Raw genomic sequence first — 17201 nt, forward strand, 5'->3', positions numbered from 1 at the left:
GGGGAATTTTTCAATTAATGCTCATCGACAAGATTGATAAAAATTTTGTGATTTAAGATAAAAATGCTTGTATTTAAAAAAATATTTGCTATAATAGCAGTCCTTAACTCCTTAGGCGATTGGCTCAATTGGTAGAGCATCGGTCTCCAAAACCGAGGGTTGGGGGTTCGAGTCCCTCATCGCCTGCCATCTTATATTTTCCATGCCATTATTTTAATTTTATAAAAAAATTGGTCACTCCAAGGCAAATTCCTGCATGAGCGATAATAAAGATAATTTTGATACCCAAGCTGAAACTGTGGCGTCAAATGGTCCAGCTCAGCAAAAACAGTCTGTCACTATCTCTAAAGAAAACGTTGTTGAGGTTGCTAAAAGACGCTCAGCCAAAGACTATATTCTGTGGCTATTGGCAATCGTTTCTTTAATTAGTGCTACCTTGGTGACGGAATACCTGCCAAGATATTGGGCACAAGGTAATAATGTTTGGGTGCAGCTGGGTATTACAGTTGCTTTGGTTGTTTTTGCCATTATCTGTCTGGTATTTACCAATCAAGGTCGCGCTTTTAAGACGCTATTAAAAGACGCGGGCATCGAATTGCGCCGTGTGACTTGGCCAAGTAAAGATGAGACTTTCCGTTATACATGGCAAGTGATTCTGGCGATGATTATTATTGGTTTTATCATCTGGTTGCTTGACAATATTTTTAATAAGATTATTGGTTTTATTTTAAATTAATTCATGGGGTGATGTGATGCGTTGGTATATTATCCAAGCATTTTCTGGTTACGAAAAACAAGTTCAGCGCTCACTAATCGAGCGTATTAAGCGCAGTGAATTTGCCGATTCTTTTGGTGATGTTTTGGTGCCAACCGAAGAAGTCATTGAAATGCGTGAAGGTAAAAAACGCACTGTTGAACATAAATTATTCCCTGGCTATGTCCTAATTAATATGGACATGAATGAGGATACTTGGCACATCGTAAGAAGTTGCCCGAACATCACAGGATTTATCGGTGGCACGCCGGAGCATCCAGCGCCAATCACTCAAGTTGAAGCAGATCGTATTCTGAATCGTATTCAAAAAGGCAGCGATGCACCTCGTCCTAAGACAATGTTTGAGCCGGGTGAGGAAGTGCTTGTGATTGACGGTCCATTTACTGATTTTAAAGGACTTGTCAAGAAAGTAGATTATGACAAATCCAAGCTGCACTTAACTGTTAGTGTGTTCAATCGCCCAACCGAAGTTGAGCTTGAATTCACAAAAGTTGAAAAAATCGTATAATCTTGCTATAATAGATTCTTTGGCTCTGAGCGTTGCTCGGGGCTTTTCGTCGAATTAGATAATCTAATTCATAACATTGGGGAGCTAATTTTTAGCGTTACTACCCACCATTGGAGTATATTTCATGGCAAAGAAGATTGATGGCTACATCAAGCTACAAGTGCCTGCTGGTAAGGCAAACCCATCACCACCAATTGGTCCAGCATTGGGTCAAAAAGGTGTTAATATCATGGCGTTCTGTAAAGAGTTCAACGCAGCATCTGCTAACTTTGAACCAGGCTTGCCAATTCCAGTTGTAATTACCGTTTTTAACGATAAGTCTTTCACTTTCGTAATGAAGTCGCCACCTGCGGCAGTTCTACTGCGTAAAGCAGCTGGTGTTGCTAAAGGCTCAAGTGTACCTAACAAAGATAAAGTTGGTACTGTGACTCGTGCGCAACTAGAAGAAATCGTAAAAACTAAAGAGGCAGATCTGACCGCTGCTGAACTTGAAGCTGCAATCCGTACCATCGCAGGTACTGCACGCTCAATGGGTCTAAATGTGGAGGGTGTGTAATGGCTAAGCTAACTAAGCGTCAAAAGCTAATCAACGAGAAAGTTGATGGCAACAAACTATACACCATCGAAGAAGCGGTTGCGATTCTAAATGATTTGCCAGCGGCTAAATTCAAAGAGTCTATCGACATCGCGATCAACCTAGGCATTGACCCGCGTAAATCTGATCAAGTAGTTCGTGGCGCAACCAACCTACCTGCAGGTACTGGCAAAACTAAGCGTGTTGCTGTATTCGCTCAAGGCGCTGCTGCTGACGCTGCTAAAGAAGCTGGTGCGGATGTTGTAGGCTTTGAAGATCTGGCTGACAGCATCAAAGCTGGTAACCTTGACTTTGACGTAGTAATCGCTTCTCCAGATGCGATGCGCGTTGTTGGTCAACTGGGTACCATCCTAGGTCCACGTGGTCTTATGCCAAACCCTAAAGTTGGTACAGTAACTGCTGATGTAGCGACTGCTGTTAAAAACACCAAAGCAGGTCAGGCTCAATACCGTGTAGACAAAGCTGGTATCATCCACGCTTCTATCGGTCAAATAGGCTTTACTGGCGAGCAAATCGAACAAAACGCTACTGCGTTGTTGAACGATCTTAAACGTGCTAAGCCGGCTACCTCTAAAGGTATCTACATCAAGAAGATTACTTTGTCTAGCACCATGGGCCCTGGTCTCGCAATTGATCCAGTTCCACACCGTGCGAACAAATAATCCTGCCCAATTTATGAGCGTGAAATACACAAACCTAAGAAAAACATAGATTTTACTTGATTTGTCGTATTTTTCGCTTATAATAGCGTATTTATCAATGAATTTCCCCGTATTTAAGTTTATTGGTAAAACAGAATTTATTAGTTCAGCACAGCGGGTTGTGCTGTCTAAGACCGTAGGTGTCATTGATTGTTCTCAAGCAATGACATAATCGATGAATAAAATCATCAGCCTACGCAGACGGTAAGACGACAAGTCACCGTATTTGGTGCAGATCACTTTGTGATTTGTGAAATTTGCTTATTATTTGCAGTTGCAGATAATAAATATGGAGACAACCCATGGCACTAAATCTTCAAGACAAACAAGCAATTGTTGCTGAAGTAAATGAAGCTGCCAAAGGTGCGCTCTCTGCTGTTGTTGCCGATTCTCGCGGCGTAACAGTAGCACAGATGACCGAACTTCGTAAAGCGGCTCGTGCAGCAGGTGTTGATATGCGTATCGTTCGTAATACTCTATTACGTCGCGCGCTAGAAGACACTAACTTTGCTTGCATGAACGATGTATTCGTTGGTCCTACTCTAATTGCATTCTCAAATGAACACCCAGGTGCAGCAGCACGTCTGTTCAAAGAATTTGCAAAGGGCAATGACAAGTTCGAGATCAAAGGCGCAGCTTTTGAAGGCGAATTTATTGACGCTAAATCAATCGATAAACTTGCAACTCTACCTACTTACGACGAAGCTATTGCACGTCTAATGGGCACAATGAAAGAAGCAGCAGCAGGCAAACTTGCCCGTACTCTAGCTGCTCTACGCGACAAGTTGCAAGCAGAAGCGGCATAATTTTATTTTTAACTTTTAAAATTATTCGTTTTTTACAATTAACATTTTTATTTCATAGGAACAATTGCTATGCCACTAACTAACGAACAAATCCTAGACGCGATCGCGGAAAAATCAGTAATGGAAATCGTTGAGCTTATCTCTGCGATGGAAGAAAAATTTGGTGTATCTGCTGCTGCACTAGCAGCAGCTCCAGCAGCTGGCGGTGAAGCAGCGGCAGCTGAAGAAAAAGACGACTTCAACGTTGTTATCACCAGCGGTGGCGACAAGAAAGTAGCTGTTATTAAAGTAGTACGTGAAGTAACTGGTCTAGGTCTAAAAGAAGCTAAAGATCTAGTTGAAGGTGCTCCACAAACTGTTAAAGAAGGCGCATCTAAAGCTGAAGCTGAAGAGCTTAAGAAGAAGCTTGAAGAAGCTGGCGCGAGCGTTGAACTTAAATAATTTAGATAGCTTTCAACCAATCGCTGCCTAAGCGATATTGAAAACAACTAATTATTTATCAAAAAGCCAATTTTGCACTTGCATTATTGGCTTTTTTTTATTATAATTTAGTATTTGACCTTTTGTACTTATCTTAAGCGCTATAGGTGAGTACAATGCAAAAGGACAAACACACCCTATGCAAAACGACCTAATTTGTAATAACCAAATTTAAGCTAAATACTTCTGGTATTTGGCGCTTTGTTGTGTGTGGGGTTTTTATTGGCATGCAGTAGGGGCGTGCTGATGGTGTTTTTTGACTTTTTTGTGATGGATATTCTAATAATTTAAAATGTCCATGATGTTTACAGATGGTTGAAATTGTCTTTTATTTAACGGTGTTGCTGTGATAATCGCGGTGCGCCAAGTTAACTTAACGTAAGGAATCTTAATGGCTTATTCTTATACCGAAAAGAAACGCATTCGTAAAAGTTTTTCTAGACTTCCAGACGTCATGGATGTGCCATATCTATTGGCAATCCAAGTAGATTCTTACGAGCAGTTTTTGCAAGAGCATAAAAAGCCAAAAGCCCGTGCAAATGTGGGCTTACAAGCGGCTTTCTCGTCTATTTTCCCCATCACCAGCCATTCTGGCAACGCTGAGCTTCAGTTTGTCGAGTACTATTTGGGTGAGCCTGAGTTTGACGAGCGTGAATGTATCATGCGTGGCTCAACCTTCGCTGCACCTTTGCGCGTAAAAATCCGTCTAATCATCAAAGATAAAGACAGCAAAGACAAAGATTCTAAAGCGGCAATCAAAGACATCCGCGAACAAAGTGTGTTTATGGGTGAAATCCCGCTAATGACGGATAATGGTACTTTTATTATCAACGGTACTGAGCGTGTGATCGTATCGCAGCTACACCGTTCGCCAGGTGTGTTCTTTGATCATGATAAGGGTAAATCACACTCAAGCGGTAAAGTGCTTTACAATGCACGTATCATTCCTTACCGTGGCTCATGGCTTGATTTTGAATTTGATGTTAAAGACCTAGTATACGCACGTATCGACCGCCGCCGTAAGCTACTTGCGACCATCATCTTGCGCGCTATTGGTATGGATACTGCGCAGATCCTAGAGACTTTCTTTGACACAGTTGAAGTTTATAAAGGTGAAGGGTCTTTTGAAGTTGAGCTGGTGGCTGAACGTTTGCAAGGCGAGATGGCTCAGTTTGACATCGTATCACCAGATGGCAAGGTGATCGTTGAGCAAGGCAAGCGTATCAATGCCCGCCGCATCAAAGAAATCGTTGCCTCTGGTATGACCAAACTTGCCGTGCCTGATGAATATCTATATGAGCGTATTTTGGCAGAGGACATCGTTTATCACGATGAAGTAATCGCTCGTTCGAACACGTTAATTGACCATGAGCTTTTGGTTAAATTAGCCGATAAGAACATTAAAGGTTTTAAGATTCTATTTACCAACGACATCGACCACGGTGCTTATATCGCTGATACATTACGTGCTGACACTGTAATGAGCCGTGAAGAAGCGCTGATCGAGATCTATAAAGTCATGCGTCCAGGCGAGCCACCAACGTTAGAGACTGCTGAGAAGCTATTTGAGCAAATGTTCTTTAGTCAAGAGCGTTATGATCTGTCTAACGTTGGTCGTATGAAGTTCAACCGTCGTTTGGGTCGTGAATTTGTTGAGACTGATGACATTGATGTTCAGCGCGATCAAGGCGTATTGTCAAATCAAGACATCATCGACGTACTAAAAGAGCTGATCGAAATTCGCAATGGTCGTGGCGAAGTGGATGACATTGACCACTTGGGTAACCGTCGTATTCGTTCTGTTGGTGAGATGACCGAGAATCAGTTCCGTATCGGTTTGGCTCGTGTTGAGCGTGCTGTCAAAGAGCGTCTAACCACTGCTGAATCTGACAACCTATCACCACAAGATTTGATTAATTCTAAGCCTGTGGCGGCATCTATCAAAGAATTCTTTGGTTCTTCACAGCTGTCTCAGTTCATGGACCAAAACAACCCACTGTCAGAGATTACTCATAAGCGCCGTGTTTCTGCGCTTGGTCCTGGCGGTCTGACCCGTGAGCGTGCAGGTTTCGAGGTGCGTGACGTACATAACACTCACTACGGCCGTGTATGTCCGATCGAGACACCTGAAGGTCCAAACATTGGTCTGATCAACTCATTAGCAGTATTTGCTAAGACCAATAACTTTGGCTTCCTAGAGACGCCTTACCGCCGTGTTATCGATGGTAAAGTGACTGATGACATCGAATACATGTCTGCCATCGAAGAAGTAGGTTCTGTCATCGCACAGGCCGACTCGCCAATGAACGAAAATGGCGAGCTGACCGAAGAGATGGTGATGGTGCGCTATCAAGGTGAGTCGGTACGTATGGGCGTTGATAAAGTAACCCACATGGACGTATCGCCACGTCAGGTTGTATCGGTGGCGGCCTCGCTGATTCCATTCCTAGAGCACGACGATGCTAACCGTGCCTTGATGGGTGCGAACATGCAACGTCAGGCGGTACCGACTTTGCGATCTGATAAGCCGCTTGTAGGTACAGGCATGGAGCGTCACGTAGCGCGCGACAGCGGTGTTTGCGTGGTTGCTAAGCGTGGCGGTGTGATCGAAGAGGTTGATGCCAGCCGTGTTATCGTGCGTGTTAACGAAGAAGAGATGGTCGCAGGCGAAGCAGGTATTGATATTTATAATCTAATCAAATATACCCGATCTAACCAAAACACTTGTATCAACCAGCGCATCATCGTCAATGAAGGTGATGTAATCGCTCGTGGTGATATTTTGGCAGATGGTCCTTCGACAGATCTGGGTGAGCTTGCACTTGGTCAGAACATGCGTGTGGCGTTCATGCCTTGGAATGGTTATAATTTCGAAGACTCGATCTTATTATCTGAGCGTGTTGTTCAAGAAGATCGCTTCACAACCATTCACATCCAAGAGCTAACTTGTGTCGCTCGTGATACCAAGCTTGGCCCTGAAGAGATCACTGGTGATATTCCAAATGTTGGTGAGGCAGCACTTGCAAACCTTGACGAAGCGGGTATTGTTTATATTGGTGCTGAAGTAGATGCTGGCGATATCTTGGTGGGTAAAGTTACTCCAAAAGGTGAGAGCCAATTAACTCCAGAAGAAAAACTGCTCCGTGCTATCTTCGGTGAGAAAGCTGCTGATGTGAAAGACACGTCTTTACGTGTACCATCTTCAACTAAGGGTACAGTCATTGATGTACAAGTCTTTACCCGTGATGGTCTAGAAAAAGACAGCCGCGCCAAAGCCATCGAAAAAGCGATGCTTGATGACTATCGTAAAGACCTAAAAGAAGAGCTAAACATCTTCGAAGCGGCTGCTCGCGGTCGTATCGTACATCTACTAGAAGGTAAGACCATCAGTGGTGGTTCTGGCTTTAAGGCAGGCACGGTATTGTCAGCAGCTGATCTTGAGAATCTATCTCTTGAAAATCTGCTTGACATCCAGCCTGCGGAAGAAGAGGTGTCTGAGCGTTTGACACAGATCGCCGAATACCTAAGCGACAAGCAAAAAGACATCGACAATAAGTTCGCTGAGAAAAAACGCAAGCTAACAGCGGGTGATGATCTTGCGCATGGCGTTCAAAAGATCGTTAAAGTTTATCTGGCAGTTAAGCGTCGTATCCAGCCTGGTGACAAGATGGCAGGTCGTCACGGTAACAAGGGTGTTGTATCGCGTATCATGCCTGTTGAAGACATGCCATATGACGAGAAAGGCAACCCTGTTGATATTGTACTTAACCCTCTGGGCGTACCATCACGTATGAACATCGGTCAGGTTCTAGAGACTCACCTTGGTATGGCAGCTCGCGGCCTTGGTGACAAGATCAACGAGATGATGCGCGCTCAAGCAGCTGTTGGCGAACTTCGTGAATTCTTAGATAAGATTTATAACAAAGTTGGTGGCGAGCAAGTTGATCTAGACAGCTTGTCTGACGAAGACATCATGGCAATGGCCGAGAATCTACGTGCAGGCGTACCGATGGGCACAGCAGTTTTTGATGGCGCCAAAGAAACTCAAATCAAAGAATTGCTTGAGCTTGCAGGACTTGATAAGTCAGGACAACAGACTCTGTATGATGGACGTACCGGTAAGAAATTCGACCGTCCTGTGACTGTGGGTTACATGTACATGCTGAAATTGAACCACTTGGTTGATGATAAGATGCACGCTCGTTCAACGGGTTCGTACAGTCTTGTTACTCAGCAGCCGCTTGGTGGTAAAGCTCAGTTCGGTGGTCAGCGTTTCGGTGAGATGGAGGTTTGGGCACTTGAAGCATACGGTGCGACTTACACGCTACAAGAGATGCTCACTGTGAAGTCAGATGACGTTGAAGGTCGTACCCGCATGTACAAGAACATCGTTGATGGCGAACAGTACATGAACCCAGGTATGCCAGAGTCGTTTAATGTATTGACCAAAGAGATTCGATCGCTGGGCATTAACATTGACTTAAAAGAAAAGAAAAAATAAGTCAGCCCAGACGATAGCATTTGCCCAAGCGTTCCGATAACGCTTGGGCGCACCGAATTGACGAATATAACGGAGAAACCTTTTGAAAGATTTATTAGACATCATGAAAGGCCCTGCCGATAACGGCATTAAAGAGTTTGACAGCATTCAAATCTCTTTGGCAAGTCCTGACACCATCAAATCTTGGTCGCATGGTGAGGTTAAAAAACCTGAAACCATCAACTACCGCACTTTTAAGCCTGAGCGTGATGGACTGTTTTGCGCCAAAATCTTCGGCCCTGTGAAGGATTTTGAGTGTCTGTGTGGCAAATACAAACGCCGTAAATTCCAAGGCATCATCTGTGAAAAATGTGGCGTTGAAGTAACCGCGGCAAAAGTTCGCCGTGATCGTATGGGTCATATTGAGCTTGCTAGCCCTGTGGCACACATCTGGTTTCTAAAATCACTACCAAGCCGCATTGGTCTCTTGCTTGACATTACTTTGCGTGACATTGAGCGTGTACTTTATTTTGAAAGCTACATCGTAACTGATCCTGGCATGACTGGTCTTGATAAGTATCAGCTGCTTGATGATGAAGAGTACTTCAATGCACTTGAGCAGTATGGTGATGAATTCATCGCTAAGATGGGTGCTGAAGCGGTTCAAGATCTACTAAAAGACATCGATGTTGATGGCGAAATAGATGAATTGCGTGCAGAAATTCCGCAAACCAATTCTGAAACCAAACTTAAAAAGATGTCTAAGCGCCTGCAGCTGCTAGAGTCTTTCCGCGATTCTGGCAACAAGCCAGAGTGGATGGTGATGACTGTATTGCCAGTATTGCCCCCTGATCTACGTCCGCTGGTACCGCTTGAGGGTGGTCGTTTTGCTACGTCTGATCTAAACGATCTATATCGTCGTGTGATCAACCGTAACAACCGTCTAAAACGCCTTTTGGAATTGAACGCGCCTGACATCATCGTTCGTAACGAAAAGCGTATGCTTCAAGAAGCGGTGGATGCATTGCTTGACAACGGTCGTCGTGGCCGTGCGATTACTGGCTCTAACAAGCGCCCACTAAAATCGCTTGCTGACATGATCAAAGGTAAGCAAGGTCGTTTCCGCCAGAACCTATTGGGTAAACGTGTTGACTACTCTGGCCGTTCGGTCATCGTGGTAGGTCCGACATTGCGCCTACATCAGTGCGGTTTGCCAAAGAAAATGGCGTTGGAGCTGTTCAAGCCATTCACCTACGCTAAGCTGCTTCAGAATAACATCGCTCAGACCATCAAAGCTGCCAAAAAAATGGTAGAGCGTGAAGAGCCTGCAGTTTGGGACATGCTGGCTAGCGTCATCCGCGAACATCCAGTACTACTAAACCGTGCACCGACACTTCACCGTCTGGGCTTACAGGCTTTCGAGCCTGTGCTTATTGAAGGTAAGGCGATTCAGCTACACCCATTGGTGTGTGCGGCATTTAACGCCGACTTCGACGGTGACCAGATGGCGGTACATGTGCCATTAACCCTAGAAGCTCAGCTTGAAGCGCGTGCGTTGATGATGTCTACCAATAACATCTTGTCACCTGCCAACGGTGAGCCGATCATCGTACCATCACAGGACGTTGTTTTGGGTCTGTACTACATCAGCCGTAGCCATGTAAATGCTAAAGGCGAGAACATGGTATTTAGTACCGTGAACGAAGCCTTGCGTGCAATCGGTTCTGAAGATTTGTCTGTAAACGCCAAAATCAAAGTGCGTGTTACTGAGACCATCTTAGACGAAAAAACAGGTGAAAAAACCACCAAAACCGAAATCAAAGACACCGTTGCAGGTCGTCTGTTGATCTGGAACATCATGCCAGAAGGTATGGCGTTTAGTGAGTGTAACACTGAGATGACAAAGAAAAACATCTCTAAGCTGTTAAACTCCTGCTATCGTAAATTGGGTGTAAAAGAATCTGTACTATTCGCTGACCATTTGATGTATCTAGGTTTCGCTCAAGCGACTCTATCAGGCATCTCGATTGGTATGGAAGACATGGTCATCCCACCAACCAAAAAAGAAATCATGGATGCCGCTGACTCAGAAGTACGCGAGATTGAGCAACAGTTCGAGCAGGGCTTTGTAACTGCAGGTGAGCGCTATAACAAAGTTGTTGATATCTGGTCTCGTACTTCTGACAAAATCGCTAATGCGATGATGGAAAACTTATCAACTGATGAAGTTGTTAATGCAGATGGCGAAGTTGAAAAAGAAAAATCATTCAACTCAATCTACATGATGGCAGACTCTGGTGCTCGTGGTAGCGCAACCCAGATTCGTCAGCTTGCAGGTATGCGTGGTCTGATGGCAAAGCCAGACGGCTCGATCATTGAGACGCCAATTAAGGCGAACTTCCGTGAAGGTCTGACAGTTCTGCAGTACTTTATCTCGACGCACGGTGCGCGTAAAGGTCTTGCTGATACCGCTTTGAAAACCGCTAACTCAGGTTACTTGACTCGTCGTTTGGTTGACGTAGCTCAGGACTTAGTGATTACGCATGACGACTGTGGTACGGATGCAGGTCAGCGCATGACTCCGGTGATTGACGGTGGTGAAATCGTAGAACGCTTGGGTGATCGTGTACTTGGCCGTGTTACTGCCAAAGACGTGGTAAACGTAGATGGTGAAGTGACCGCACCAGCAGGCACGTTGATCGATGAGCGCATGGTTGAGAAGCTAGACGCTAATGCGATTGATGAGGTATATGTACGTTCGGTGATTACCTGTGAATCAAGCCATGGTGTGTGTGCTAAGTGTTACGGCCGCGATTTGGCTCGTGGTCACTTGGTGAATATCGGTGAGTCTGTAGGTGTCATGGCGGCACAGTCGATCGGTGAGCCTGGTACCCAGCTTACCATGCGTACCTTCCACGTGGGTGGTGCCGCATCGGCAGCAGCAGTGGATAACAGCGTATCAGTAGGTAGTAACGGTTCGGTTCGCTTCCATAATATGAAGACCGTAGAGCATGTCGATGGCCACTTGGTTACCGTATCTCGTTCTGCTGAGATTGGCGTTGCTGATAGCCAAGGCCGTGAGCGTGAGCGCTATAAGGTGCCTTATGGCTCGAACGTACTGGTGCGTGATGGTGCAGAAGTGTCAGCGGGTGATGTGATCGCTAAATGGGATCCGCATACTCATCCGATCATCACAGAATTCGCAGGTACGGCTCGCTTTAGCGACATCACTGATGGCATGACAGCTACTGTAAAAGTTGACGAAACCACAGGCATGAGCTCATTTGAGATCTTGGCAAGTAAAGACCGTCCAAGTATCGCCAAAGACTTGCGTCCAGCCATTATTCTAGATACCACAGAAGGTAAAGAAGTGGTTTACTTCCTGCCTGCTGAGACGGTGATTCGCGTGTCTGAAGGTGAGACAGTAACCGCAGGTTCTGTACTTGGTCGTGTGCCACAAGCCACCTCGGGTACCAAGGATATTACTGGTGGTCTGCCACGTGTTGCTGATCTGTTCGAAGCGCGCCGTCCAAAAGATCATGCCATCATGGCAGAGATGAGCGGTGTGGTATCATTCGGTAAAGAAACCAAAGGCAAAAACCGCTTCATCATCACCGACGAAGAAGGCAATGTTCACGAAGAGCTGATTCCAAAATGGCGTCAAATCAACGTTTTTGAAGGTGAGACGGTAGAGCGTGGTGAGGTGGTGTCCGACGGTCCGCAGAACCCGCATGACATCCTACGCCTAAAAGGCGAAACCGCTTTGGCAAACTACATCGTGAACGAAGTTCAGGAAGTTTATCGCTTACAAGGTGTTAAGATCAACGACAAGCACATTGAAGTTATCGTACGTCAAATGCTGCGCAAAGTTGAAGTTACCGACGGTGGTGATTCTAGCTACTTTAAGGGCGACCAAGCAGAATACACGAAGATCCGTGCGTTGAACGAAGAGCTGGTGGCGAATAATAAATTCCCAGTGCAATTCGAGCGTCAGCTTCTAGGTATTACTAAGGCGTCACTGGCCACCGAAAGCTTTATCTCAGCGGCATCGTTCCAAGAGACGACCCGTGTCTTGACCGCTGCTGCAACCATGGGTAAAGTTGATGACTTGACAGGTCTTAAAGAGAACGTTGTTGTGGGCCGTCTGATCCCAGCAGGTACAGGTCTGGCTTATCATCAAAACCGCCAACGTAAGGCAGAGCTTGCACTTGAAGGTAATGCATCAGCTGATGACATCGCGCTTGATGATGAGCTACTAACAAGCAGCGAAAATCTACCAACCGAAGACAGCTTTGCTAAGGCATTCGCTGACGAACTCGGTCAAGATAGCGAATGATTTAAGCAAAAAAGCTCATCCAACGATGGGCTTTTTTGTTCATAGAATATTGCAAATGGCGTTTTAGTCGGTATTTGCATAACGTGGGATATTTTCAAGATGACATCAGAAAATTTCCTGTTATTTGATGATTGCGCATTGCAAAATTTGGACATTCGGTGTATAACTGCCTTTCCGCTTTGCTACTTCTTTAAGGATTTTTCCATGACTTTATCTCTTCAAAAAGACAAAATTCGCTTTTTGTTGTTGGAAGGCGTACATGATAACGCTCTAAAAACATTGAACGCTGCAGGCTATACTAATATCGAATACATCAAATCAGCCCTTGATGAAGCTGAACTGATCGAAAAAATCAAAGACGCACATTTCGTGGGCATTCGTTCGCGCACCCAATTAACTCGCAAAGTACTACAAGCTGCCGAAAAACTTATCGCCATTGGCTGCTACTGCATCGGCACGAACCAAGTTGATCTAGATGCTGCGCTTGAATTAGGCATTCCTGTATTTAACGCACCATATTCAAACACCCGTTCGGTGGCAGAGTTGGTGTTGGCTGAGACCATCATGCTGATGCGCGGAGTGCCAGAGAAGAACGCTGTTGTGCACCGTGGCGGCTGGAACAAGTCTGCCAAAGACAGCCATGAAGTGCGTGGCAAGACCATGGGTATCGTTGGCTATGGCTCTATCGGTTCACAATTGTCAGTACTTGCTGAGAGCTTGGGCATGAATGTCATCTATCATGACGCTGTTACCAAGCTTCCTTTAGGTAACGCAGTGCAGGTAGGTGGCTTGGATGAACTATTTGCTAAAGCAGATGTGGTAACGCTACACGTGCCTGACCTACCAAGCACGCGCAACATGATGACTAAGACTGAATTTGACAAAATGAAAGACGGCGCGTTCTTCATCAACGCAGCTCGTGGCGGCTGTGTGGACATCGATGCATTGGCAGATGCGCTTAAGAGCGGTAAAATCTTGGGTGCGGCGATTGACGTGTTCCCAAAAGAGCCAAAATCTGCTGATGAAGAGTTCGTATCACCACTTCGTGAATTTGACAACGTCATCCTAACGCCTCACGTTGGTGGCTCAACTCAAGAAGCTCAAGCGAACATTGGTCTGGAAGTTGCTGAGAAATTCGTTAAATATTCTGACCAAGGCGACACCACCAGCGCGGTTAATTTCCCGAACGTGTCTATCCCGTTCACCGCAGGCACACACCGTCTGCTACATATTCACCGCAACGTGCCAGGCGTATTATCGCAAATCAACGCATCATTTGCTGATGCAGGCATTAACATCGCTGCACAGTCTTTGATGACTCGTGGCGATGTGGGCTATCTGGTGATGGACGTTGATGACAACGATTCTGCCAAAGCGATGGAGCGTCTGCGCGCTGTGCCTGAGACCATCCGTGTGCGCGTGCTATTCTAATTTGCGCATTTATCAAATCTAAGTGTTTAAAAAAACCAAATCGTCTAGACATAGGCGATTTGGTTTTTTGTGATATAATAAATCAAATTTCTAAATAGATAGGAAAATAACCATGACCAGACATTTTGATTATATTACCATCGGTGGTGGCAGTGGTGGTATCGCTTCTGCTAACCGTGCCAGTATGTACGGTAAAAAAGTTGCCGTGATTGAAGCAAAACACGTTGGCGGAACGTGCGTTAACGTGGGCTGTGTGCCAAAAAAAGTGTTGTGGTACGGAGCGAACATGGCAACCGCCATTCACAACTACGCCCCTGATTATGGTTTTGAGCTTGATGTCAAAAACTTTGATTTTGCCAAACTCGTTGAAAACCGCACCGCTTATATTAACCGCATTCATCAATCTTATAAAAACACCTTTGAAAAAAATGGCGTAACGCTCATCAACGGCTTTGCCAAATTTTTGGATAAAAATTCGGTAGAAGTCAGCCATGACAATGGCGAGACCGAGACCATTACCGCCGACCATATTTTGATTGCCACAGGCGGTCGCCCACACCGTCCAAACATTGAGGGGGCGGAGTATGGCATTGACTCGGACGGTTTTTTTGATTTGACCGAACTACCAAAATCGGTGGCGATTGTTGGCGGTGGCTACATTGGCGCTGAGATTGCAGGCGTGATGAATGCCTTGGGCGTGGATACGCATTTGTGTGTGCGTAGCGGTATTTTAAAGAGTTTTGATAAAGATATTGTAGAAGTTTTGCAGGATGTCATGGTCAAAGACGGTGTTACGTTCCATACGGGCGTAAATCCTGTTAAAATTGAGAAAAATGACGGTCTGACGGTGTATTTTGACAATGGCGAAACCCTAAATGTGGACTGTCTGATTTGGGCGACAGGGCGTGTGCCAGCGACTGATGCCATTGACTTGCACAAAACAGGCGTGGCAACCAACGAAAAGGGGCAAATCATCGTGGATAAATTCCAAAACACCACGGTGGACGGCATTTATGCGGTAGGCGACATCATCGAAAACGGCATTGAGCTGACCCCTGTGGCGGTGGCGAGCGGTCGCAGACTGTCCGAACGCCTGTTTAACAATAAGCCCGATGAACACCTAGATTATAGCAATGTCGCCACGGTCGTGTTTAGCCATCCTCCCATTGGTACGGTCGGCATGAGCGAAAAAGACGCCATTGATGAATTTGGGGCGGACAAGGTCAAGGTCTATAAATCCAACTTCACGCCCATGTACTCTGCCATTACCGCTCATCGTGAGCCGTGTCGCATGAAATTGGTGTGCGTAGGCGATGATGAAAAAGTGGTGGGCTTGCATGGTGTGGGCTTTGGCGTGGACGAGATGATTCAAGGCTTTGCTGTCGCCATCAAAATGGGGGCGAGCAAACGTGATTTTGATAACACCGTTGCCATTCATCCGACAGGGTCTGAAGAGTTTGTTACGATGAGATAGGTATTTGTTTTATCAATAAAAAAGACAAATTGCCCAGGTGGTTTGTCTTTTTATTTTTGGTTTGCATTTGTTCTTTTATTTTTTTAGAATTTATTTAGTTTAACTCAACATCAAGGATTTTTCATGCGTTTAGCAGTCATTTTGGCGTTATTATTAACACCTACTTTGGCAATGGCAAAAGCCAATTTTTATGCCCAAACCAACCATTTTGCCTTAAAAAAGGGTGAAGAGTGGAGTTGGGATAAAGTCGCCAAAATACCCAACATCAAATGGCATAACAAAAAACCACAAAAAAAATCCTTCTTTTTCAAGCTATGATGTCAATGGTGGCATGGGTAAATATGGTAGTTTATCCGCATCAGGTTCAAAGGCAAGCCCACAATCATCCAGTTTAGCTCCTCACAAGCTTATGCCGAAAGTGAAAACGGTGCCAATGTTTATACCCTTCATCAATTATTTAATAAAGCAGAACTTACCAAAATCAAATCCAATTGCTCGGTAGATACCAATAGCAACAGAATGGCAAGTGGCGAATATCAGCATTTTTATAAATGGCAAAAGAAAGGACATCAGCCTTTATATGTCGCCGTTAGAAGATTTGAAGCAGGGACATTTAGCGGTGGCATTATCATGAATTATATCATTGCCAAAGATTTTAATAATTTTAACCAGGAATACATTTATGATTTGGAACGTTTTGATTCAAATGGTGATGAAATCACTTGCCGAATGCTAAAGTAAATCCAATGTGGGTAATATTACAGGATGGTAACACCATCCTGTTTTTATATGATATTAAGTTTCATCAATCCCTTTAAAATCCCATCGTCATCATGGCGTGGGCACACATAATCCGCCACGGCTTTTAGGTCGGGGTGGGCGTTACCCATCGCCACGCCAAAGCCGACCGATGAGAGCATCTCGATGTCATTTAGACCATCGCCGAATGCCCATGCATCCGCCATGTCTAATCCCAATGCATCCAGCAACGCCTGTATTCCGCGCGCCTTTGAGCCGTGTTTGTCAAGAATATCCAACCCACAGATGTGCCAGCGAACGGTTTTTAGGTCATCGTTTAGCCCATCTTGTAAGGTGGTACTGGCGTTTTTGTTATTTTCATAAAATGCCAAAATCTGATAAATGGGCGTCGCAAAATCAAAGTTGTCAGCGACACGGTAGGGGATGTGCAATGATTGCAGTGCATTCTTCATGTACTGGTTCTCATCGAAGGCGACGATTTCATCCTTGGTCATGTAGCCGTGGGCGATTTGATTGGTTTTTAGGTAATGGGTGGTGTCTTGGATTTGTCGTGAATTTAATGGGAAGTGGGTCAATAATTCGCCCCTAAACTCATTATATTGCCCATTGATGGTAACAAATAAATCAATGCCAACCTCATCAATCAAATCATTAATGCAAGGTGGGAACACGCACATGCCGCGACCTGTGGCGATGGCGACGATGATGCCTTGGTCTTTGAGTGCTTTTAGCGCGGCTTTTGTGCTGTCTGGGATGTAGTTGTCGTACTTGATGTATAGGGTGTCATCAATGTCAAAAAATATGATCTTTGGGGTGTTTGGTGTTGGTTTCATGACGGTCATTTTTTAAGGATTTA

13 protein-coding genes and 1 tRNA gene are annotated in these 17201 nt (G+C 45.1%); 13 read left to right on the forward strand and 1 reads right to left on the reverse strand.

The genetic code is table 11. The features are described 5' to 3' along the window. Positions 1–113: 113 nt before the first annotated feature. From MBO_RS03970 to MBO_RS04030, 13 genes are all read left to right on the forward strand, one after another. Positions 114–189: transfer RNA gene (locus MBO_RS03970), tRNA-Trp, on the forward strand. A 67-nt stretch (positions 190–256) separates the two neighbouring features. Continuing rightward, complete coding sequence (gene secE / locus MBO_RS03975) at positions 257–736, forward strand: preprotein translocase subunit SecE (protein WP_036363995.1); 480 nt, start codon at positions 257–259, stop codon at positions 734–736. A 13-nt stretch (positions 737–749) separates the two neighbouring features. Then, positions 750–1283: a transcription termination/antitermination protein NusG gene (gene nusG / locus MBO_RS03980; protein WP_036363997.1), complete on the forward strand. Its 534-nt coding sequence runs from the start codon at positions 750–752 to the stop codon at positions 1281–1283. A gap of 124 nt (positions 1284–1407) precedes the next feature. Next, on the forward strand, positions 1408–1839 hold the full coding sequence (gene rplK / locus MBO_RS03985; protein WP_036364000.1) for a 50S ribosomal protein L11: 432 nt from the start codon (positions 1408–1410) through the stop codon (positions 1837–1839). After that, the gene (rplA, locus tag MBO_RS03990; RefSeq protein WP_036364002.1) at positions 1839–2540 is read left to right on the forward strand and encodes a 50S ribosomal protein L1; all 702 of its coding nucleotides are present in this window, start codon (positions 1839–1841) and stop codon (positions 2538–2540) included. The genes rplK and rplA overlap by 1 nt, the downstream gene beginning before the upstream one ends. A gap of 341 nt (positions 2541–2881) precedes the next feature. Next, on the forward strand, positions 2882–3385 hold the full coding sequence (gene rplJ / locus MBO_RS03995) for a 50S ribosomal protein L10 (RefSeq protein WP_036364004.1): 504 nt from the start codon (positions 2882–2884) through the stop codon (positions 3383–3385). A gap of 69 nt (positions 3386–3454) precedes the next feature. Next, complete coding sequence (gene rplL / locus MBO_RS04000) at positions 3455–3826, forward strand: 50S ribosomal protein L7/L12 (RefSeq protein WP_036364007.1); 372 nt, start codon at positions 3455–3457, stop codon at positions 3824–3826. A gap of 430 nt (positions 3827–4256) precedes the next feature. Beyond that, the gene (gene rpoB, locus MBO_RS04005; protein ID WP_036364010.1) at positions 4257–8366 is read left to right on the forward strand and encodes a DNA-directed RNA polymerase subunit beta; all 4110 of its coding nucleotides are present in this window, start codon (positions 4257–4259) and stop codon (positions 8364–8366) included. An 82-nt stretch (positions 8367–8448) separates the two neighbouring features. Beyond that, positions 8449–12681, forward strand: coding sequence for a DNA-directed RNA polymerase subunit beta' (gene rpoC / locus MBO_RS04010; protein ID WP_036364013.1), 4233 nt, complete (start codon positions 8449–8451; stop codon positions 12679–12681). Between the two features lie 204 nt (positions 12682–12885). Then, entirely contained in the window at positions 12886–14112 is a 1227-nt protein-coding gene (gene serA, locus MBO_RS04015) for a phosphoglycerate dehydrogenase (RefSeq protein ID WP_036364016.1), read from the forward strand. Positions 14113–14224: 112 nt separating this feature from the next. Then, positions 14225–15586 (forward strand): glutathione-disulfide reductase, encoded by a 1362-nt coding sequence (gorA, locus tag MBO_RS04020; protein ID WP_036364020.1) that lies wholly within the window; start codon positions 14225–14227, stop codon positions 15584–15586. 123 nt (positions 15587–15709) lie between these two features. Beyond that, positions 15710–15904: a hypothetical protein gene (locus MBO_RS04025; protein WP_036364023.1), complete on the forward strand. Its 195-nt coding sequence runs from the start codon at positions 15710–15712 to the stop codon at positions 15902–15904. Positions 15905–16105: 201 nt separating this feature from the next. After that, a complete protein-coding gene (locus MBO_RS04030; RefSeq protein ID WP_036364026.1) occupies positions 16106–16327 on the forward strand; it encodes a hypothetical protein in 222 nt (73 codons plus the stop codon). A 44-nt stretch (positions 16328–16371) separates the two neighbouring features. Here the strand turns inward: MBO_RS04030 and MBO_RS04035 are convergent, their stop codons facing one another. Further along, a complete protein-coding gene (locus tag MBO_RS04035; RefSeq protein ID WP_197971988.1) occupies positions 16372–17187 on the reverse strand; it encodes a Cof-type HAD-IIB family hydrolase in 816 nt (271 codons plus the stop codon). Positions 17188–17201 lie beyond the last annotated feature (14 nt).

The organism is Moraxella bovoculi 237, assembly GCF_000696305.2.
GTDB classification, from domain to species: Bacteria; Pseudomonadota; Gammaproteobacteria; order Pseudomonadales; family Moraxellaceae; genus Moraxella; species Moraxella bovoculi.